This is a genomic window from Enterobacter cloacae complex sp. SHL018, from assembly GCF_049237905.1.
Classification (GTDB): Bacteria; Pseudomonadota; Gammaproteobacteria; order Enterobacterales; family Enterobacteriaceae; genus Enterobacter; species Enterobacter hormaechei_C.
Genome location: NZ_JBMKJE010000001.1, coordinates 182,049 through 202,795, shown reverse-complemented (window position 1 = coordinate 202,795; position 20,747 = coordinate 182,049). Strand labels below are relative to the sequence as shown.

The following is a 20,747-nucleotide window of genomic DNA, read 5'->3' as shown; positions in this document are numbered from 1 at the left end:
TGGCGCTGCGCTTACCGGGCCTACGATTCGAATGTAGGCCGGGTAAGGCGAAGCCGCCACCCGGCAAAAAAACGCACTACTGCCAGCTCACCTCGCCCTTCGGCTCATACGTGTTCACGTCAATCGGTGAATTTTGCTGGATAAACTGCTTCAACACTTCCGCATCAATAAACCCGGTATTTACATAGCCCGGTTTGTTATCGATATGCGGATAGCCGTCGCCGCCGGTGGCGTTAAAGCTTAACGTTGCCAGGCGGTAGGTTTTCGCCGGATCAACCGGTTCGCCTTTGATTTTGAGATCGTTAAGCTTGCCGTCCTTCGCGACGAAGCTGACGTTAGCAAACTGCGGATACGCCCCGGAATCCGGCTTCATCTGCGCCACGGCGGTCAGGTAGTCAATCACCTCCTTCCCGCTCATGTCCGCATAGACCACCACGTTGCCAAACGGCTGCACTTTGAGCACGTCTTTATAGGTGATGTCTCCGCCTTCAATGGAATCACGAATACCGCCGCCGCTCATCACGCCGAAATCCGCATTCGTGCGCGCCATCTGCGCGGCCAGCACCAGACGCCCCATGTTGGTCTGTACAAAGCGGACTTTGCTGCGGTCCCCTTCCAGTCGTCCGTTAAGCGTGCCAATCTTCACGTCCAGCTGCGCTTTCCCTTTGCTCTGGAACGGCGTCAGCAGAGAGAGCATCTGCTGGTTTTCAGCGATCTCTGGCGTGTAGAGTACCCGCTCGCTTTTGCCGTCCGGGTAGGTCACTTTCTTCTTCAGGTTGACCGGGATGAGCTGATAGTGCACCAGCTTCATCTCGCCGTTACGGAATTCGAAATCCGCGCGGCCAACGTATTTACCCCACTCGTGGGCCTGTACAATCCAGATCCCGTTCTGACGATCCGGCGCACACGGCGTGCCGGGCACATAATCTGCCTGCTTTTTATTCTCAGAGGCCATGCAGACCGGATCCTGTGAGTGACCGCCCACAATCATCGCCAGCGAGCCCGCTGGAAGGCTGCGCGCCATCTCCACGTCGCCCGGCGCGTTAGAGCCATGCTGACCGTTATCGTAATGCCCCATGTGGGTGGTCGCGATAATCACATCCGGTTTTTCATTCTGCTGCAACTCCTGTATCACCAGCTTCGCTTCGTCCGCCGGTTTACGGAATTCAATGTCGGTGAAAAATTCAGGGTTGCCAATTTTGGCCGTATCGTCGGTGGTTAAGCCGATGACCGCGATCTTCAGATCCTGACGCTTAAACAGCGCCCACGGTTTAAACAGGCGCTCGCCGGTGCTTTTCTGATAAATATTGGCGGAAAGGAACGGGAATTTGGACCACTTCTCCTGCTGGCGCAACACGCTCAGCGGATTATCAAACTCGTGGTTTCCGACTGCCATCGCGTCGTAACCAATTAAATTCATGCCGCGAAAATCAGGCTCGGCATCCTGCAAATCAGATTCCGGTACCCCGGTATTAATATCCCCGCCCGACAGCAGCAGTACGCTGCCGCCCTGGGCCGCGACCTCTTTACGAATGCCGTCCACCAGCGTTTTTTGCGCCGCCAGGCCATATTCACCGTATTCGCTGCGCCAGAAATGGCCGTGATGATCGTTAGTATGCAGAATGGTAATTTTATAGGTTTTATCTTTTTCATACGCCTGCGCGGGCAGGCTTGTTAGCCCCCATGCGGCGATGAGCGCCAGCGCGACGCCACGCTTCATTAACTTCATCTTCTCTCTCCCTGACCCATAGACAAACGCAAAAATTACAGTGACTCACAAGAATAGACAAATAAGTTTTCAGAATTGCGACTTTCTTCAAATGTCACGGACGGGTATGTTAGTCGGATAATAATTACTCCCTGCATCTCTAATAACAAATCGACGTGGTATTTATGGCAATCAGTGAATCAACCCAGCCCGTCCAGGGCGCTCCGGCGTCGCCGCCGAAATCGCGCACTTCCTTTAAAGTATTAGGCGCAATCAGTCTCTCTCATCTGCTCAACGATATGATCCAGTCGCTGATTCTGGCGATCTACCCGCTGTTGCAGTCTGAGTTCTCATTAACCTTCGTGCAGATCGGGATGATCACCCTGACCTTCCAGCTGGCCTCTTCGCTGCTACAGCCGGTGGTGGGCTACTGGACGGACAAATACCCGATGCCATGGTCGCTGCCCATTGGCATGTGCTTCACCCTGAGCGGGCTGGTGCTGCTGGCCATGGCGGGCAGCTTTGAGGCGGTACTGGTTGCCGCGGCGCTGGTGGGAACCGGTTCATCGGTGTTCCATCCGGAATCGTCCCGCGTGGCACGTATGGCCTCAGGCGGACGTCACGGGCTGGCGCAGTCTCTGTTCCAGGTGGGGGGTAACTTTGGTAGCTCCCTCGGTCCTCTGCTGGCGGCGGTAATTATCGCGCCTTACGGCAAAGGCAACGTGGCGTGGTTTGTGCTGGCCGCGCTGCTGGCGATTGTCGTCCTGGCGCAAATCAGCCGCTGGTATGCCGCGCAGCATCGCGTAAATAAGGGAAAACCTGCCGCGAAGATAACCAATCCCCTTCCGCGCAATAAGGTGATCCTTGCCGTCAGCGTGCTGCTGGTGCTGATTTTCTCGAAATATTTCTATATGGCGAGCATTAGCAGCTATTACACCTTCTATCTGATGCAAAAATTCGGATTATCAGTACAAAACGCCCAGTTCCACCTCTTTGCCTTCCTGTTTGCGGTGGCGGCAGGCACGGTGATAGGCGGCCCTGTGGGGGATAAAATTGGACGTAAATATGTGATTTGGGGCTCTATACTCGGCGTCGCGCCGTTTACGCTTGTTTTACCGTACGCAACGCTGGAATGGACCGGAATATTGACGGTGATTATTGGTTTTATTCTCGCATCGGCATTTTCAGCCATCCTGGTCTACGCGCAGGAGCTGCTGCCGGGACGTATCGGTATGGTTTCCGGTCTCTTTTTCGGTTTTGCCTTTGGCATGGGCGGCCTTGGCGCAGCCGTGTTGGGGATGGTTGCAGACCACACCAGCATCTTCCTGGTCTATAAAATCTGCGCTTTCCTGCCACTTCTGGGGATGTTGACCATATTCCTGCCTGACAATCGTCATAAAGCGTGACTTCACGGCTGCCAAAGTTAAACTTTGGCAGCCGGATAACCTGATGCCATAAGGCTTTCCTCTCCCTCCCCTCAGCAAATTTATCAAAATCTGCCTTTTTTCATGCTTATTGCCTTTTTATTGTGATTTCAACAATTATTCATAAACATAAGCCTAAAAATTGTCATAAACTATTAATCGGCTTTTTGGTATTTGCACCAAAAATGGATCACCCATCGCGAAAGGAGACGGAATGCACCACGCCACACCGCTTATCACCACCATTGTTGGTGGACTTGTGCTCGCTTTTATTCTCGGCATGATTGCCAATAAATTGCGTATTTCGCCCCTGGTAGGCTATTTACTGGCGGGCGTGCTGGCAGGGCCCTTTACGCCGGGTTTTGTCGCTGATACCAAACTGGCGCCTGAGCTGGCGGAATTGGGCGTGATCCTGCTGATGTTTGGCGTCGGACTGCATTTTTCCCTGAAGGATCTGATGGCGGTAAAGTCGATCGCCATACCGGGAGCGATCGCCCAGATAGGGGTGGCGACGCTGCTGGGCATGGCGCTTTCGGCGGTGCTGGGCTGGTCAATCATGACCGGTATCGTATTTGGGCTGTGTCTTTCAACCGCCAGTACCGTGGTGCTGCTGCGCGCGCTTGAAGAGAGACAGCTGATAGACAGCCAGCGCGGACAAATCGCGATAGGCTGGCTGATTGTTGAAGATCTGGTAATGGTGTTGACGCTGGTTCTGCTGCCTGCCGTTGCCGGGATGATGGAAAAAGAGAATATCGGCTTCGCCTCGCTGGCGCTGGATATGAGCATTACCATCGGTAAAGTCGTGGCGTTTATCGCCATCATGATGCTGGTGGGCCGCCGTCTGGTGCCGTGGATCATGTCCCGCAGCGCCGCCACGGGCTCGCGTGAACTGTTCACGCTTTCGGTCCTTGCGCTGGCGCTGGGCATTGCCTTTGGCGCCGTCGAGCTGTTTGACGTCTCCTTTGCGCTGGGCGCGTTCTTCGCCGGGATGGTGCTGAACGAGTCCGAGCTGAGCCACCGTGCCGCGCACGATACCCTGCCGCTACGTGATGCATTCGCGGTGCTGTTCTTTGTCTCCGTCGGGATGCTGTTCGACCCGCTGATCCTCATTCAGCAGCCGCTGGCCGTGCTGGGTACGCTGGCAATCATCATCTTTGGTAAGTCCGTTGCCGCCTTCTTCCTGGTACGGATGTTCGGCCATTCGCCGCGCACGGCGCTGACCATCGCCGCCAGCCTGGCGCAGATTGGCGAGTTCGCCTTTATTCTTGCCGGTCTGGGGATGGCCCTGAACCTGCTGCCACAGGCGGGGCAAAATCTGGTGCTGGCGGGGGCGATCCTCTCCATCATGCTAAACCCGGTATTGTTTGCCCTGCTGGAGAAATATCTCGAGAAGACCGAAACCCTCGAAGAGCAAACCCTGGAAGAAGCGATTGAGGAGGAGAAACAGATCCCCGTAGATATCTGCAACCACGCGCTGCTGGTCGGTTTTGGCCGCGTCGGCAGCCTGCTCGGTGAGAAGCTGATGGCCCAGGGGATCCCCCTGGTAGTGATTGAAACCTCCCGCACTCGCGTCGACGAGCTTCGCGAGCGCGGCATCCGCGCGGTGCTGGGCAACGCGGCTAACGAAGAGATTATGAATCTGGCGCATCTGGACTGCGCTCGCTGGCTGCTGCTCACTATCCCGAACGGTTACGAGGCTGGCGAGATTGTCGCCACAGCCCGTGAAAAATGCCCACATATCGAAATCATTGCCCGCGCCCATTATGATGACGAAGTGGAGTACATCACCGAGCGCGGCGCGAATCAGGTGGTGATGGGTGAGCGTGAGATTGCGAATACAATGCTGACAATGCTGACAAAACCGCCAGTTGAAGAGGCGGTGACGGGTTAAGTTTTGTGCGGCCTGATGCCCTCACCCTGGCCCTCTCCCACAGGGAGAGGGAACAAACACTAAAAACGGCAACCACAGGTTGCCGTTTTGCTTTTACCTGTCCCAATACGCCTCTTCGAGGCTGTCTTCCCGTTCCGGCAGCCCCCGCGTTAAGCGCGGTGAATGCTGGTTCAGCACCTGATAACTCACGCGGTTCGCGTACTTGCACACCTGCGCCAGCGAGGAGTAGGTCAGCCAGTTGAAGGTATGTTTGCTGGAATTCGGCACATTGGTTTTGTGGTAGGCGTTGGCGGTAATGTCGTGCAGCAGCGCGGCCAGCGCGCCGTCGCCCGCGCCGTTGGTGTTCATGATCTTCTCGGGGCCACCCATATACGGTGCGATGTGGGAGAAGATACGCAGCGGGTTGATGCAGTCTTTATGACGCATGGCGCGGCTGAACTCGTACTGGTTAAATTCGGCGATTGCGCCCGGCAGCAGCGGGTGCTGGGTTTTCCGCTTGCTCTCTTCTTCCGTGAAGCCCGCCATATACAGCCCGACCGGCCCGGCGGTGCAGAGCACCAGATCTACCCAGTCCAGCGCCTTATCAGACGCCAGCAGCGGATCGCTTTCGCCGGTCAGCGCTTCGGCTTCTTCTTCATTCATCGCCAGAATCGAGACGTGTTCTTTCAGGAAGGCCTGCCACCACTCCGGGTTGTCGGCAATGACGAATTTGGTGCCCAGCGTCAGAACCACAGGCACGTTGTATTTCTTCGCGTACTCAATTGCCTTCATGGTTGCGTCCGGCATTGGTTCGCCCGGCTTGCAGCGCACCAGATAGGAGGTCAGTACCAGAGCAGACGCGCCCGCGATCACCTCTTCCGGGATACTTTCAGCGCGCAGCTTGTTCATATGGCCGGGGCTGATGGCAAAGGTACGCTCGCCGGAATCGCTTATCAGCGTAAAGCAGCGGCCAATCGGCCCGTCAACGCCCTGCAAATAGTTCAGATCGGTGCGGCTGGAGGTATTGCACAGGTAGCGGTAGGCATAGCCACCGATTTCGATATTGCTGCACATCACGCCAAGCAGCACCGAGCGGTCGTCTGCCAGTACGGAGTAGTTGTGCATGGTGTTGCCGATGGTACCGCCGGCAAACTGGTGGGTGATAAGATTTTCGCGCACCAGCTCCTGATACAGCACTTCAGCAACGTCATCCTCAATCACCAGCGAGTGCCCGGCGCTCAGACCGTAACGTGCGACAAACGCATCATCCACTTTGGCTTCAATGTCCACCAGCGTCTGATCGATACCGACCACCCAGGCAGCGCTGGTTTCGCTTTCCTGCTGAATTTGCTGTAACAGCGGATCGCGGGCATCGACGGGGAAATAGTGTTTGGACTTACGTTTACCGGGAAATTTCATGGTCTGAACTGTGCAAAGAATACGGGCCGGGAATGGTAGCACAAACCCGGCCCGTAACGCGATCAGCGGCGGGTGGTGACCAGTGACACCATCATGTCGATGTGTTCAGGGGAGTCGTTAAGCGCAGGAATGTATTCGTATTTCGTTCCGCCCGCCTCCATAAAGAACTCTTTGTTCTGGACAGCAATCTCTTCCAGCGTTTCCAGACAGTCCGCCGAGAAGCCCGGCGACATCACCTGAATGTGCTTCACGCCCTTCTCGCCCAGCATCTTAAGCGTTTCATCAGTATACGGGGTGAGCCACGGTTCACGGCCGAAGCGCGACTGGAAGGTCATCATCACCTTCTCAGGCGGCAGGCCGAGGGCGGAGACTAGCTCGCGGGTGGTATCGCGGCAACGCTGGGGGTAATCATCCCCTTCGTTCGCGAAACGCTGCGGAATACCGTGATAGGAGAGCAGCAACAGATCCGGCTCGCCGTGTTTTTCAAACGACGCGCGCGCGCTGCTGGCAAGCGCCTGAATGTACAGCTCGTTATCGGCGTAGTCGCGGATAAAGGTGATACCCGGTATACGGCGGCGGGTCGCCAGAATGCGCGCCAGTTCGTCCCAGACGGCAGCTACCGTGGAGCACGAATACTGCGGATAAAGGGCCAGCACCACAATGTGTTCAACGCCCTGCGCCAGCAGAGAGTCGACGGCGCTTTCCAGGGAGGGCTTACCGTAGCTCATGCCGAGCGCAACGGGCATGTCCGGCAGACGGGCGGCCAGCGCCTTCTCCTGACGACGGCTGTAGACCATCAGCGGCGAGCCCTCTTCCATCCAAACGGACTGATAGAGCTTTGCCACACGCGGGGAACGAATCGGCAGAATGACGCCACGCAGCAGTGGCCACCACAGCAGTCTTGGGGTATCCACGACGCGCGTGTCGCTTAAAAATTGTCGCAGGTAGCGTTTGACCGCCGCTGGAGTAGGTGCTTCTGGGGTGCCCAGATTGGCAAGCAGGATGCCGGTTTTCGCCTGACTCATTCACGCCTCTTAACCATTTGATAGGCTGTCAATTGTAGCGGAAATGCGTTTAAACGAAACCCATTGCTGTAATAGGTAAGATGAGAATTTTTCTCACCCGGGGCTCCGGGTGAGAGAGGTGCGCTTAGCCGAGGATTTTTTCCAGCTCTGCACGTACGTCAGCCACGGCTTTGGTGCCGTCCACTTTCGCGTATTTGGTGTTACCCGCCTGCGCTTCTTTGGTGTAGTAGCCGATCAGCGGTGCGGTCATCTGATGATATTCCACCAGGCGTTTACGCACGGTTTCTTCCTGATCGTCTTTACGGGTGGTCAGCTCTTCGCCGGTCACGTCGTCTTTGCCTTCAACCTTAGGTGGGTTGAATTTGATGTGGTAAACGCGGCCAGAAGCAGCGTGTACGCGACGGCCAACGATACGGTCAACGATCAGCTCGTCTGGTACGTCGAACTCCAGCACGTAATCCACGTTGATGCCCGCTTCTTTCATGGCGTCAGCCTGAGGAATGGTGCGCGGGAAGCCGTCCAGCAGGAAACCGTTACGGCAGTCTTCCTGAGCAATGCGCTCTTTAACCAGCGCGATAACCAGTTCGTCGGTCACCAGTTTGCCTGCGTCCATGATGTCTTTCGCTTGTTTACCCAGCTCGGAGCCAGATTTAACAGCGGCGCGCAGCATGTCACCGGTGGAGATTTGCGGAATACCGTATTTCTCCATGATGAACTGAGCCTGAGTTCCTTTACCCGCGCCCGGAGCGCCAAGCAGAATAATACGCATTGCGAAAATCCCCTCAAAAGTCGATTCAATTTTTCAAAAAGCGCTAAACAATACCACCAGAACGGGTATGGCTCAAGGAAGGCGGGAAGGCTGAAACGGTTAACGGGGGGAGATAATTTGGCTTCGTGCGGTCTGGTGCCCTCACCCTAACCCTCTCCCACAGGGAGAGGGAACTCTTTCACCCTCTCCCTGTGGGAGAGGGCCGGGGTGAGGGAAGATTACGCCAGCAGCAGCGCATTCACACGTTTAATGAACAGGTTAGGATCTTCCAGCGTACCGCGCTCGGCCAGCAGGGACTGATCCAGCAGCAGTTCAACCCACTCCGCAAAGCGGGCGTCGTCCTGGGTATCCGCCGCGCGTTTCACCAGCGGGTGATCCGGATTAAGCTCAAAGATATATTTCACTTCCGGCACGGCCTGGCCCGCCGCAGCGAACAGTTTCGCCATCTGGGTGCTCATTTCGTCCGCATCGGTGGTGACAATGGCTGGCGTATCGGTCAGACGGTGCGTGAAGCGCACCTCTTTCACGCGGTCGCCCAGCAGCGTTTTAACGCGCTCAACGAACGGCTCCAGCGCCTTCTCGGCTTCTTTCGCGCTGTCGTCCACTTCATCCGCCAGCTTATCGATAGACTCGTCGGCTTTGGCAACGGACTGGAAGGATTTACCGTCGAACTCGGTCAGGTAGTTCATCATCCACTCGTCGATGCGGTCAGACAGCAGCAGCACTTCGATGCCTTTCTTACGCAGCAGTTCCAGATGCGGGCTGCTCTTCGCTGCCGCATAGCTGTCGGCGGTGATGTAGTAGATCTTCTCCTGCCCTTCTTTCATGCGGGAGACGTACTCTTCCAGCGACACGGTCTGGGCGGAGGAGTCGTTGTGCGTAGAGGCGAAGCGCAGCAGTTTAGCGATAGCTTCCACGTTCGCAGTATCTTCCGCCGGACCTTCTTTCAGCACCAGGCCAAACTGTTTCCAGAAGGTCTGGTATTTTTCCGCATCGTCCTTCGCCAGTTTTTCCAGCATCTGCAACGCACGTTTGGTCAGGGCGTTGCGCAGGTTACGGGTGACGGTGCTGTCCTGAAGAATTTCACGGGAGACGTTCAGCGGCAGATCGTTGGAGTCTATCAGGCCACGCACAAAGCGCAGGTAGTTCGGCATGAACTGCTCGGCGTCGTCCATGATGAAGACGCGCTGCACGTACAGCTTCAGGCCGTGCTTGTGATCGCGGTTCCACATGTCCCACGGCGCCTGCGCCGGAATGTACAGCAGGCTGGTGTACTCCTGTTTCCCTTCCACACGGTTGTGGCTCCAGGTCAGCGGATCGGTGAAGTCGTGGGCGATGTGCTTGTAAAACTCGTTGTACTCGTCGTCTTTAATTTCAGCTTTATTACGCGTCCACAGCGCCTGCGCCTTGTTGATTTTCTCCCAAGAAACCACGGTTTCGCCGTCTTTCTCTTCCTGTTTTTCAATCTCTACCGGCAGCGCGATATGGTCGGAATATTTGCTGATGATGGAGCGTACGCGCCAGTCGTTCAGGAAATCGTCTTCGCCTTCACGCAGGTGCAGGGTGATTTCGGTGCCGCGATCCGCTTTGGTGATGTCATCAACGGTGTACTCGCCTTCACCTTTAGACTCCCACAGCACGCCGTTCTCGGCGCTGTCGCCCGCGGCGCGGGTGCGCACGGTGACTTTGTCCGCCACGATGAACGCCGAGTAGAAGCCTACGCCGAACTGACCGATCAGCTGGCTGTCTTTCGCCTGGTCAGAGCCCATGGACTCAAGGAACGCTTTGGTGCCGGATTTGGCGATGGTTCCGAGGTGGTCAATCACCTCGTCGCGGTTCATCCCGATGCCGTTATCGGCGATGGTCAGGGTGCGGTTCTCTTTATTAAACGAGACGCGCACGCGCAGCTCGCCGTCGCCTTCATACAGATCCGGGTTAGACAGCGCGCGGAAGCGCAGCTTGTCCGCCGCATCAGAGGCGTTGGAAATCAGCTCACGCAGGAAGATTTCTTTGTTGGAATACAGGGAATGGATCATCAGGTGCAGAAGCTGTTTTACTTCTGACTGGAAACCACGGGTTTCTTGTCCTTTCATCTAAGTCGACCTCAACAATGCCATTTAATGGGGTTGTAAAACGTTGAGTGAGAGATGGGGATAAGGGGAGGAATTTTCAAGCGGAGGCCGCGCGCGCAGCCTCCGTTTGGTCAGAAAATAATCTTGTGACGTCCGGCCAGCGAGTGTGACAGCGTGGTGCCGTCGACCATCTCCAGCTCACCGCCGACCGGCACGCCGTGGGCGATGCGGCTGGCGTCAACGCCGTACTGCGCGCACAGTTCGGCGATGTAGTTGGCGGTTGCCTCCCCTTCCACCGTCGGGTTGGTGGCGAGGATCACCTCTTTGATGGTTTCCGACTCCAGGCGCTGCTCCAGGCGATCGAGACCGATATCGTCCGGGCCGATGCCATCCAGCGGGGAGAGATGCCCCATCAGCACGAAATAGCGGCCGGAAAACTGCCCGGTTTGTTCGATGGCGTAGATGTCCGCCGGACTCTCCACCACGCAAATCTGACCGTTTTCCTGACGACGCGGGTTCGTGCAGATGTTACATACGTCCTGCTCGGTAAAGGTCCGGCAATCCGCACAGTGGCCAATTTCTGACATGGCGCGGGTCAGAGCCTGCGCCAGGCGCATCCCGCCGCTGCGGTCGCGCTGCAATAGCGTAAACGCCATACGCTGCGCCGACTTCGGGCCAACGCCCGGCAGGCAGCGCAGTGCTTCCATTAACTGCGTGAGCAGCGGACTGGTTTGCATCAAAATGGCATCTTAAAGCCCGGCGGCAGTTGCATACCGCTGGAAACAGAGGCCATTTTCTCTTTCTGGGTTTCGTCGATACGGCGAGCGGCATCGTTAAACGCGGCTGCAACCAGATCTTCCAGCATCTCTTTGTCGTCTTCGAGCAGGCTCGGGTCGATTTCAACGCGACGGCAGTTATGCGCACCGTTGATGGTCACCTTGACCAGACCGGCACCGGATTCACCCGTGACTTCCAGCTGAGCGATCTCTTCCTGCATCTTCTGCATTTTTTCCTGCATCTGCTGAGCCTGCTTCATCAGACCACCCAGACCGCCTTTTCCACCAAACATAGGCTTCTCTCTTCTTTCACGTTAAGGATTACAACCGTAAGTCAGACTCACGATCAAATGGGGCGAATACTCTCTTCATCCAAATCGGCGTCGAAGAACCGACGCAGGGTCTGGATGTTATTATCCGCAATTATCGCCTCGCGCGCCTGCGCGAGCTTCTCTTCATAAATGGCCTGACGCCACTCGAGCGGCGTTTTCACCGCCGGATTATCATCTTCAATGATAGTCAATTCAACCGGTACACCCTGTAATGCGGTAAGCGCCTCGGCCAGCGCCTTTTGCGCGCCAGGGGAGTTGAGGTGCCGCTGGCCAGGGCGCAGGTGCAGACGCACCTGATTACCGTCCTGCTCTTTCCAGGCGTTCAGCGCGACCTGCTCCACCAGCTTCGGCAGTTGCAGTTTGCTGACCTCGGCGGCCCAGGCATCGCGCTCAATGGATTCTTCCGCGAGCTTCGCGGATAGCTCCGGCGTTTTTTCATGCTCCAGCGCCTTTTTCAGCGCTTTTGGCGTGGCGACCACTTCCTTGACCGTTTCAACAACGGTGGTCGCCTTCCAGCGGTATGCCTCTTCTTTCGCCGGGGCTTTTTGCTCGAGCGCGGACGGTGCCGGACGCGACTGCACGCGCTCCGTTACCGAGGCCAGTCGTTCAAGCGCGGCGTTGTTCACCGGCCGCGCTCTTGCAGGCGCTGCCGGTTCACTCTTTTTTGGTTTGGTTGCTCCCTGCGCACGTTGCAACTGGCTTCGTGCGGCAAGCACCGAACTGGTGGCATCCGACAGCGGCACGTTTTGCGGCGGCGGCGATGCCGGTTGCGGTGGCACCTGCTGCGGTGACATCACCGCGGTCGGCGCAACCGGCGCAAAGGACTGCCGGGGCGTTTCCGGCTCCGGTAATGGCTTGCGCGGATGGAAGGCCAGCGCGCGCAGCAGCGTCATTTCAACGCCCATCCGGCGATCCGGTGCAAACGGCAGCTCTTTGCGGCCAATCAGCAGCGTCTGATAATAAAGCTGAACGTCAGCTGGCGGCACGGTGCGCGCAAGTTCACGCATCCGCTGTTCAATGGTCGCCATGTCCGCGCCAATAGCCGACGGAGACAGTTGCAGCATCGCCACGCGGTGCAGCAGGCTGAGCATCTCGACCAGCAGCGCTTCCCACTCAATGCCACGGGCAGCGGCGTCGTTGACGAGGGTCATTACCCGCTCACCGTTGGCGGCAATCATCGCTTCAATAAGCGACAGCGCCTGATCGTCATCCAGCGTGCCGAGCATGGTACTGACCGCGTCGGTGGAGAGTTTACCGTCACCGCTGGCAATCGCCTGATCGGTCAGGCTCAACGCATCGCGCAGGCTGCCGTCCGCGGCACGGGCCAGCAGTTGCAGCGCACGCGGCTCGTGGACAATGTTCTCTTCATCGAGGATATGCTCAAGCTGAGCGCGGATCTGCTCAACGTCGAGCGCCTTCAGATGGAATTGCAGGCAGCGCGAGAGGATCGTGACCGGCAGCTTTTGCGGATCGGTGGTCGCCAGCAGGAATTTGACATGCGCAGGCGGCTCTTCCAGCGTTTTCAGCAGGGCGTTGAAGCTGTGGCGCGACAGCATGTGCACTTCATCGATCAGATAGACCTTGAAGCGGCCGCGCGCCGGGGCGTACTGCACGTTGTCGAGCAGATCGCGGGTGTCTTCCACTTTGGTGCGCGAGGCGGCGTCGATCTCAATCAGATCGACAAAACGCCCCTGCTCGATCTCACGACAGTTGTCGCACACGCCGCACGGGGTGGCGGTGATCCCGGTTTCGCAGTTCAGACCTTTTGCCAGCAGACGGGCAATAGAGGTTTTACCGACGCCGCGGGTGCCGGAAAAAAGATAGGCGTGATGGATGCGACCTAGCGACAAGCCGTTCGCCAGGGCCGTCAGCACATGTTCCTGACCGACAACGTCAGCAAAGGTTTGTGGTCGCCATTTACGGGCTAACACCTGATAACTCATGGGCAGGCTCTGCAACGCTGGAAGGTGAATTAATGGAGGGGAATGCTATCACAACCTCACCCATTGAGCGAGGTTGTGAGATACGGGATTAATGTCCCGGGAATGGCACCAGGCTGTAGCTGGTAATACCCTGTTTTTCCAGGCGCTGCTCGCCGCCGAGATCGAACAGGTTGATGATGAATGCCGCGTCGGTCACTTCCCCGCCCAGACGACGGATCAGCTTCACGGTCGCTTCGATGGTGCCGCCGGTTGCCAGCAGATCGTCCACCACCAGCACTTTGTCGCCTGGCTTGATGGCATCAACGTGAATTTCCAGCTGATCGGTGCCGTATTCCAGCTCATAGCTCTCAGCAATGGTTTCACGCGGCAGTTTGCGCGGCTTACGCACCGGCACAAAACCCACGCCCATCGCCAGCGCAACCGGTGCGCCAAACAGGAAGCCACGGGCTTCAGTACCTACTACTTTGGTGATCCCGGCGTTTTTATAACGCTCAACCAGCAGTTCAATGCTGAGGGCGTACGCTTTCGGGTCTTCCAGCAAGCTGGTGACATCGCGGAAAAGAATGCCAGGTTTTGGATAGTCCTGGATACTTTTGATGCTATTTTTCAGATATTCAAGCTGCTGTGCAGTTGCGGTCATCGGTTTGTGCCTAAATGAAACAGTGTTACTCACGGCGCGCGACGAGTCGGTCAAAGTAACAGTTGTTTAACCTTTGACCAGGCGCACCTGTGCTCGAAAACGGTCGAATTTACTGGCTGTGCGCCATAATTGCAACCGCCATGATGAGGCTTCAGTGCTTTTGTTGCTTTTCATCAACCACGGGGATCCGCCACATAAAGATCAGCAGGCAAACCAGGATCGCCAGCAGCAGAATGCGCACCCACATCATTTTCACCAGCCATAACGAGACGGCGAAGGTGATCAGGATGAAGGCAATGGCGCGCGGCTTAGCCCCGGGCGGCATGGCCCGGTGTTTTTGCCAGTGCCGCAGGTAGCCGCCAAACCACGAGCGGTACAGAAGCCAGTGGTGAAAACGCGGCGACGAGCGGGCGAAGCACCAGGCGGCCAACAGGATAAACGGGGTGGTCGGCAGCAAGGGTAAAACCACACCCAGCGTGCCCAGCACTACCGCGAGCCAGCCAATGATGATTAAAATAGTACGCTGCATAATGCGAATCGTTATCAAACTGAACGGCTACTTTACCACTGGAGAGCGCCTTGAAAACAGCACTGCTTCTTGAGAGGCTGCAAAATCAGCTGATCGCGCTGCGGGCGCAGGCCACGCCGTTGATGGGCCACGCCACGCTGAAACCGCGCTTTGACCGACAGCTCTTCCGCACCCGCAGCACCGTCATTGAGGATTATCTTGCTGAAGCGCAGACCAATCTCGACGAGCTTCGTCACGCGGTTGAGAGTGAACAGCAGGAACAGGTCGCGTGGCTTGCGGAGCATCTTACCGAGCAGATCACCGCCCTGCACCGGGAAATCGCCGCCTGGCCGTTACGGGCGTGGGACAGCGCCTCGCCGGGGCTCGGTAAATGGCAGCGCAAGCGGCTGGAGAACCAGGAGTTTGAGCGCCGTCTGTTTGAGATGAAGCGCGAGCGCGAAGCCCGCCTGAACACCAGCGAAACGCTGGAAGAGCAGCAGTTATTAATGCGTGAAATCAGCGCGCTGGAAGGCCGTATCGTCCGCTGCCGTCAGGCGCTGGATGAGATTGAACGCGTCATTGAACGCCTGACCCGTTAACAGGAGCCACTGATGTCACTGGAAAATGCCCCCGACGAGGTCAAGCTGGCCGTCGATTTAATTATGCTGCTGGAGAATCACGAGATCCCGGCGGAGACGGTGCTGAAAGCGCTGGAGATTGTGCGACGAGATTTTGAGGGGAAACTTCCCCCTCACCCTACCCTCTCCCCAGAGGAGAGAGGGAAATAGATTAGGCGGGAGTAGGGTCGTCCCCCTTAATCTCGCGCTTCACTTCCGTATGCTCATCGCCTTTCTCGTTGCGCAGATGAACCTCAAGCTGGTTAAAGGCGATATTAATATCGTTTTCACGACACAGACGGTCAATGGTGCGGTTCAGCTCATCGACGGTGTAGCTGCGATCGCGCAGTTCGCGTACGTACAGGCGCAGCTCATGATCCAAAGTGCTCGGCCCGAAGGTGGTGAAGAATACCGCTGGCGCAGGATCGTGCATCACTTTTGGATGGTCAGCTGCCGCCTTCAGCAGTACCTCTTTCACCTTGTCCAGATCCGAGCCATAGGCCACCCCGAGTCGGATCACCACGCGAGTGGTGGTATCCGAGAGCGACCAGTTGATCAGACGCTCGGTCACAAACGCTTTGTTCGGGATGATCACCTCTTTACGATCGAAGTCGGTAATGGTGGTCGCACGAATGCGGATCTTGCTGACGGTCCCGGAGAAAGTACCGATGGTGACGGTATCGCCGATACGCACCGGACGTTCGAACAGGATAATCAGGCCAGAGACAAAGTTACCGAAGATCTCCTGCAAGCCGAAGCCCAGACCCACCGACAACGCCGCCGCCAGCCACTGGAGTTTATCCCACGAGACGCCCAGCGAGCCGAATACCGTCATCGCCCCGACAATAATAATGACATAGTTCAGGATGGTGGTAATAGCGTACGACGCCCCCTGACGCAGGTTCAGCCTTGAGAGCACCAGCACTTCCAGCAGACCCGGCAGGTTGCGGATCAACGCCCAGGCAACCACTGACGACACCAGCGCAAAGAGCAGGCTGCCCATGGTGACGCTTTTCATTACCGCAGCGCCCGCTTCGGTACCGTTGTATTGCCAGAGCGTGATACTGTCGAGGTAGGCGAAGACGGTAATTAAATCAGACCAGATGGCCCAGAACATCACCGCAAACAGGGCGATCATCACCAGCATGGTAATACGCATCGTTTGCTGGTTAACCTGCTCCAGAGCAATGGTCGGCTCTTCCTGCGGCTCTGCCCCTTCAGCCCCCTCTTTCACCTGATGCTGCCGACGGGCAACAGCACGACGATAAGCAATGCGGCGCGCCGCCACGCTCAAACCACGCAGCACGGTCTGGAACAGCAGGTTCCATACAATCACCAGATAAACCGTTTCGATCCAGCGACCGGACAGACGCAGCGTGGTATAGAAGTAACCCGTCGCCGTCAGCACCATCAGCGCCAGAGGAATGATCGCCAGTACCGTTACGGTAGCCAGACGAAGATTGTGGGACTCTTTATCCCGCCAGCTGTCGCGGCACATTGGCCACATCAGAACGGCAATCAGCAGCAGGTTCAGCATAATCACCAGTTGCCCCAGCACGTCATCCATCAGGTGCAGCGGGGAAAGCTCCGCCACAACTGACCAGAAGTGCAGCGGCAGCAGCGCGAGGCTGATGCGCACAATCTGGCGACGCCAGTGGCTGGTGAGTTTTTCCGGCATGTTGAAGTGGCGGACGGCGACGCCATCTTTTTCCAGCACTTTCCAGCACAGACCAAACACCAGCCAGAACAGCGCCAGCTTCTTGCTGAACGCCCACAGCAGATCGCTGATATTCAGCTGCATGGTCAGCAGGATCAGGCCCACGGCGAGTATCAACAGGCAGACCGGCAGAGCACGGATCAGATCGATCAGGATCGCTTTCGGGGTGTGCAGCTGGCTGTCGTTACGCAGTTGCCCCACTTCCGAGGCCAGCTTCGCCTGGTACTGTTTCAGCCATTTCAAACGCCAGCGTATGACGCCAGCGATGAGCAGCAAAGGCAGCCCCGTCAGGAAGGCAATCATCACCGCAGGCCAGGCTTTCTCCCAGTTCACGGTAATTTTCATGCTTTTGATCTGGGATTTCAGCGTTTCCGGGAAAGATTTAAACCAGTCCCAGTCCATGGGTTTATTGCTGTTCACCCAGAAAATCTGCTGGGTCAGGATCTCCTGGAGGCTTTTAGAAACGCTCACCAGCTGCTGCTGGTTGATTTGCAGGTTAATCGCCATCATCAGCTGGTTGCCCAGCTGCTTGTTAAGCTGATCGAGCAATTCGCGGCGCATGTCCACCACCTGCAACAGCGCGTCGTGAACTTCAGCGTTCACTTCATCTGAATGGCTCTCTTCCACTTTGGCAACGAAGGTATCGCTCTGAAATAGCGCATCGCGCTGCTGGTTAACGTCAAACTGTTCAAGACGCAAATCCGCAATGCGGTTGGTCATGTCTTCCAGCTCGTCGGCGGACGGCAGCGTCTGCTGTTGCTGGTAGAGAATGCGCGACAGCAGCAGGCTGCCCTTCAGGACGGCAATCTGCTCCTTGACGTTGCGCTCGGCCTGCAAAGCGCGATCCAGCCAGTTTTTGACCTTAATATTCTGCTGCACCAGCGCGCTGCCGCTTTCAGTCGCCTGAATCAGACGCTCGCTCAGCTGGTGGTTAATCTCCAGCTCCTGCTTCACCAGCGGGTTGGCCTGAATACGGGCCGTCTCGTCTGGCGAAACCGCTTCCTGCGCCGTTTTTTCAGTCAGCGTCAGGCGCTTGCTGTTCACCGCTTCCTGCAACAGCTGAAGCTGATGCTCAAGCCGGTTGATATTCGCGGTCACGTAGTCACGCTGTTTTTGCAGCGCATCCTGTAGCACCGTGTTGCCTTCCAGGCTCTTACGCTGCTGTTCAATCTCCGCGTTTAGCAGCGTCTGTTGGATGTTCAGCAGCGTTTGCTGGGTGGGACGAAGCGCCCCTTCCCCCACGGTGATGCCATTCAGACGGTTACGTATCTGCTGTAGCTGTTGCGACGCCGAGTACATGGCGTTCTGCACGCGCTCAGGCTGGGTTTGCAGCGAAACCAGCTGGCTGTTGTAGGTTGAGAGATCGGACTGCGCCGTTTGCAGATCGTCCAGCAGCTGCGCCACGCGCGACTCAAGCTGGCGCAACGACAGCGTGGCAAGCGTTTTTCGGGTTTCATCGTCGTTATCGACGTCGCTGAGCGCACTCAGCGCCTCCGTTGCCTTACGCATGTTCTCCGGCGCCTGAGCGACCTTCTGCCGTAGCTGGGCCGTTTCGGCTTTGATGCGATCGATCTTGTCCAGCGTTTCCAGGGTTTCCGTCAGATCCTGCTGAACGAGTTTTTCCTGGGCGGAGAGATCTTTTTGCTTATTCAGGGTGTCGAGTTGCGACTGAACATCAGCACGCGTGGGAATGTCACTGCCGTTGTCTGCACGGGCCCATGAAAGCGGCGCGGCTGCAAAGTAAAACAGCAGGATCAAAAACAGGGCCAGAACAGGATGTTGCGAGCGATTGATGTGCAGCATAGTTGTGAATGTGATGTGAGAAATGACCGGAAATAGTCGGGCATGAAGGATATCACGCCCGGCTGAAGCAGAATAGTACGACGGAAAGGGTCTACGATTTTTCCCATGCCCGATCAGGCAGAGCGCGGGCTAAGTTTACTTTGAAGGGTCGGACAGAGCTGGCACATCTCAAGAAAAATTTCGACGTAGCTGCGCGCCTCTGATCTGAGATCGAACGACTCCGGAGCAAAAAGCCAGTTTTCCATCAGGCCGGAAATATAGCTGCGCATCAGGATCGCCGCCCGGCGGGTGAGTAATGTGGCAGGAAGCATTTTGGCCTGCATGCACTCCGTGAGGACCTGTTCGATGCGATCGTAGCTTTCCAGACACAGGTCGCGCTGCGCCTGTTGAACCACCGCCATTTCACCAACGAACTCACATTTATGGAAGATGATTTCCATCATCAGACGACGACGCTCTTCAACAACCGTCGCTTCAAGGATATATACTAGAATTTCTCTTAACACTGAGAGTGGATCGTGAGGGAATTTTGCCCGATACTCACTCTCAAGATCGCTAATGCTGGACTCTGAAAGCTCCCAGATTTCACCAAACAGATCGGACTTGTCTTTGAAATGCCAGTAAATCGCTCCCCGCGTGACGCCCGCGGCCTGAGCAATCTGTGCCAGCGAGGTTGCCGAAACACCCTGCTGTGAGAACAAACGCATTGCCACATCCAGAATGTGTTGTCGGGTTTCCAGCGCTTGTTGTTTGGTTTTTCGTGCCATACGTTGATGAATTTACAGGAGTCAGATTTACATACATTTATGAATGTATGTACCATAGCATGACGATAATATAAACGCAGCAATGGGTTTTTAGACTCAGGACCCTTGATCAATTTGAAATCGGACACTCGAGGTTTACATATGAACAAAAACAGAGGGTTAACGCCTCTGGCGGTCGTTCTGATGCTCTCAGGCAGCTTAGCGCTTACAGGATGTGACGACAAACAGGCTCAACAAGGAGCTCAGCAGGTGCCAGAAGTTGGCGTCGTGACGCTCAAATCCGAACCTCTCCAGATGACAACAGAACTACCGGGCCGCACCAGCGCCTACCGCATTGCGGAAGTGCGTCCGCAGGTGAGCGGTATCATCCTGAAACGTAACTTCACCGAAGGCGGTGATGTCAAGGCAGGCGAGTCTCTGTATCAGATTGATCCAGCAACCTATCAGGCGTCTTATGAGAGCGCTAAGGGCGATCTGGCTAAAGCCGAAGCGGCAGCCAAAATCTCGCAGCTGACGTTGAATCGTTACAAGAAACTGCTCGGCACGCAGTACATCAGCCAACAGGATTACGATTCTGCCCTAGCCGATGCACAGCAAGCCAACGCAGCCGTTGTGGCGGCGAAAGCGGCGGTAGAAACCGCGCGTATTAACCTGGCCTACACCAAAGTGACCTCCCCTATCAGCGGTCGCATTGGTAAATCAGCCGTCACCGAAGGTGCGCTGGTGCAGAACGGTCAAACCAACGCGCTGGCCACCGTGCAGCAGCTCGACCCGATCTACGTTGACGTCACCCAGTCCAGCAACGATTTCCTGCGTCTCAAACAGGAGCTGGCTAACGGCACCCTGAAACAGGAAAACGGTAAAGCCAAAGTGGAACTGGTTACCAACGACGGTATCAAGTTCTCACAGACTGGCACACTGGAATTTTCTGATGTGACCGTCGATCAGACCACCGGCTCTATCACCATCCGGGCCATTTTCCCCAATCCGGATAAAACCCTGCTGCCCGGTATGTTCGTACGCGCCCGTCTTGAGGAAGGGACTAACCCAAGCGCCATTCTGGTTCCTCAGCAAGGTGTGACCCGTACGCCACGCGGTGATGCGAGCGCACTGGTTGTGGGTGCCGATAACAAAGTCGAAACACGCAATATCACTGCAACGCAGGCGATTGGCGACAAGTGGCTGGTAACGGAAGGTCTGAAAGATGGCGATCGCGTAATTATTACTGGTTTGCAAAAAGTTCGTCCTGGTGCGCAGGTCAAAGCTCAGGAAGTGAAATCTGACGACAAACAACAAGCGTCGGCCGCTGGCCAGTCAGAACAAACCAAGTCTTAACTTAAACAGGAGCCGTTAAGAC

Annotated in this window: 17 protein-coding genes and 1 other annotated feature; of the genes, 5 read left to right on the top strand and 12 right to left on the bottom strand. The window is 56.5% G+C overall.

Annotated elements, in window-relative coordinates; all coding sequences use genetic code 11:
• Window positions 1–76: 76 nt before the first annotated feature.
• Window positions 77–1,729, bottom strand: coding sequence for a bifunctional UDP-sugar hydrolase/5'-nucleotidase UshA (gene ushA / locus ACOTY5_RS00955; RefSeq protein ID WP_032670451.1), 1,653 nt, complete (start codon window positions 1,727–1,729; stop codon window positions 77–79).
• A 164-nt stretch (window positions 1,730–1,893) separates the two neighbouring features.
• On the opposite strand from ushA, the gene ACOTY5_RS00950 reads away from it, so the two are divergent.
• Both ACOTY5_RS00950 and ybaL read left to right on the top strand, forming a co-directional pair.
• Entirely contained in the window at window positions 1,894–3,114 is a 1,221-nt protein-coding gene (locus tag ACOTY5_RS00950; protein WP_015571242.1) for an MFS transporter, read from the top strand.
• A 232-nt stretch (window positions 3,115–3,346) separates the two neighbouring features.
• Window positions 3,347–5,023, top strand: a complete 1,677-nt coding sequence (gene ybaL, locus ACOTY5_RS00945; RefSeq protein ID WP_017383218.1) for a YbaL family putative K(+) efflux transporter — start codon at window positions 3,347–3,349, stop codon at window positions 5,021–5,023.
• Between the two features lie 93 nt (window positions 5,024–5,116).
• On the opposite strand, the gene ACOTY5_RS00940 is transcribed toward ybaL, so the two are convergent.
• From ACOTY5_RS00940 to ACOTY5_RS00900, 9 genes are all read right to left on the bottom strand, one after another.
• Complete coding sequence (locus ACOTY5_RS00940) at window positions 5,117–6,421, bottom strand: inosine/guanosine kinase (protein ID WP_023303206.1); 1,305 nt, start codon at window positions 6,419–6,421, stop codon at window positions 5,117–5,119.
• A 62-nt stretch (window positions 6,422–6,483) separates the two neighbouring features.
• Window positions 6,484–7,446: a ferrochelatase gene (gene hemH, locus ACOTY5_RS00935; RefSeq protein WP_017383216.1), complete on the bottom strand. Its 963-nt coding sequence runs from the start codon at window positions 7,444–7,446 to the stop codon at window positions 6,484–6,486.
• Between the two features lie 124 nt (window positions 7,447–7,570).
• Complete coding sequence (gene adk / locus ACOTY5_RS00930) at window positions 7,571–8,215, bottom strand: adenylate kinase (protein WP_006809841.1); 645 nt, start codon at window positions 8,213–8,215, stop codon at window positions 7,571–7,573.
• A gap of 218 nt (window positions 8,216–8,433) precedes the next feature.
• A complete protein-coding gene (htpG, locus tag ACOTY5_RS00925; RefSeq protein ID WP_015571245.1) occupies window positions 8,434–10,308 on the bottom strand; it encodes a molecular chaperone HtpG in 1,875 nt (624 codons plus the stop codon).
• Between the two features lie 110 nt (window positions 10,309–10,418).
• The gene (gene recR / locus ACOTY5_RS00920; RefSeq protein WP_006809843.1) at window positions 10,419–11,024 is read right to left on the bottom strand and encodes a recombination mediator RecR; all 606 of its coding nucleotides are present in this window, start codon (window positions 11,022–11,024) and stop codon (window positions 10,419–10,421) included.
• Window positions 11,024–11,356 carry a YbaB/EbfC family nucleoid-associated protein gene (locus ACOTY5_RS00915; RefSeq protein WP_003858972.1) on the bottom strand — a complete coding sequence of 111 codons (333 nt, stop codon included), beginning with the start codon at window positions 11,354–11,356 and terminating at the stop codon, window positions 11,024–11,026. The genes recR and ACOTY5_RS00915 overlap by 1 nt, the downstream gene beginning before the upstream one ends.
• Window positions 11,357–11,409: 53 nt before the next feature.
• Window positions 11,410–13,338 carry a DNA polymerase III subunit gamma/tau gene (gene dnaX, locus ACOTY5_RS00910; protein WP_017383214.1) on the bottom strand — a complete coding sequence of 643 codons (1,929 nt, stop codon included), beginning with the start codon at window positions 13,336–13,338 and terminating at the stop codon, window positions 11,410–11,412.
• Window positions 12,016–12,080: a sequence feature (DnaX frameshifting element), on the bottom strand. (Overlaps the previous gene by 65 nt.)
• Window positions 13,339–13,426: 88 nt before the next feature.
• Window positions 13,427–13,978, bottom strand: coding sequence for an adenine phosphoribosyltransferase (gene apt / locus ACOTY5_RS00905; RefSeq protein WP_000127359.1), 552 nt, complete (start codon window positions 13,976–13,978; stop codon window positions 13,427–13,429).
• A gap of 151 nt (window positions 13,979–14,129) precedes the next feature.
• Window positions 14,130–14,507 carry a DUF454 family protein gene (locus ACOTY5_RS00900; protein WP_015571246.1) on the bottom strand — a complete coding sequence of 126 codons (378 nt, stop codon included), beginning with the start codon at window positions 14,505–14,507 and terminating at the stop codon, window positions 14,130–14,132.
• Between the two features lie 50 nt (window positions 14,508–14,557).
• Between ACOTY5_RS00900 and priC the strand changes: the two genes are divergently transcribed.
• Entirely contained in the window at window positions 14,558–15,085 is a 528-nt protein-coding gene (gene priC, locus ACOTY5_RS00895) for a primosomal replication protein N'' (RefSeq protein ID WP_017383213.1), read from the top strand.
• Between the two features lie 12 nt (window positions 15,086–15,097).
• Complete coding sequence (gene rsmS / locus ACOTY5_RS00890) at window positions 15,098–15,274, top strand: pleiotropic regulatory protein RsmS (RefSeq protein WP_017383212.1); 177 nt, start codon at window positions 15,098–15,100, stop codon at window positions 15,272–15,274.
• A 1-nt stretch (window position 15,275) separates the two neighbouring features.
• Here the strand turns inward: rsmS and mscK are convergent, their stop codons facing one another.
• Window positions 15,276–18,623: a mechanosensitive channel MscK gene (gene mscK / locus ACOTY5_RS00885; protein ID WP_045327629.1), complete on the bottom strand. Its 3,348-nt coding sequence runs from the start codon at window positions 18,621–18,623 to the stop codon at window positions 15,276–15,278.
• 113 nt (window positions 18,624–18,736) lie between these two features.
• Window positions 18,737–19,390 carry a multidrug efflux transporter transcriptional repressor AcrR gene (gene acrR / locus ACOTY5_RS00880; protein WP_015571247.1) on the bottom strand — a complete coding sequence of 218 codons (654 nt, stop codon included), beginning with the start codon at window positions 19,388–19,390 and terminating at the stop codon, window positions 18,737–18,739.
• Between the two features lie 141 nt (window positions 19,391–19,531).
• Between acrR and acrA the strand changes: the two genes are divergently transcribed.
• Window positions 19,532–20,725 (top strand): multidrug efflux RND transporter periplasmic adaptor subunit AcrA, encoded by a 1,194-nt coding sequence (acrA, locus tag ACOTY5_RS00875; protein WP_017694395.1) that lies wholly within the window; start codon window positions 19,532–19,534, stop codon window positions 20,723–20,725.
• Window positions 20,726–20,747 lie beyond the last annotated feature (22 nt).